The organism is Barnesiella sp. ET7 (genome assembly GCF_024733785.1).
Lineage (GTDB): Bacteria > Bacteroidota > Bacteroidia > Bacteroidales > Barnesiellaceae > Barnesiella > Barnesiella merdigallinarum.
The window spans coordinates 1-308 of sequence record NZ_JANRHM010000091.1 but is presented as its reverse complement, the minus strand read 5'-3'; the positions used below and the strand labels follow the sequence as shown (position 1 = coordinate 308).

Annotated in this window: 1 protein-coding gene; it reads right to left on the bottom strand. The window is 43.5% G+C overall.

The genetic code is table 11. The annotated features are described in order from the left end of the window. Window positions 1–126 precede the first annotated feature (126 nt). On the bottom strand, window positions 127–308 hold a 182-nt coding region (locus NW211_RS14060; RefSeq protein ID WP_309249708.1), incomplete at its 5' end, for a helix-turn-helix domain-containing protein.

The following is a 308-nucleotide window of genomic DNA, read 5'->3' as shown; positions in this document are numbered from 1 at the left end:
GGATTCTTGCGAACTTATGTTATGTAAACGGACAGAGACCACTAATGTTCTGTCACGATATTTCAATTTTACGGCTCAAAGATACAACTTTTTGCCGATACGCGGTTCATATTGCCCCCACAATCATCATTTTATGCCGTACTTTTTCATCTTACGGTATAGTGTAGATGAGTCTACATTGAGCATTTGAGCCGCTTTTGTCTTGATGCCGCTGCACGACTGCAAGGCTCTGATGATGCTCTGTTTCTCCAGTTCTTCGTCTTTTAACGGAAGCAATGGAGCCTCCGGAGCATCTGCTTGTATTGCAG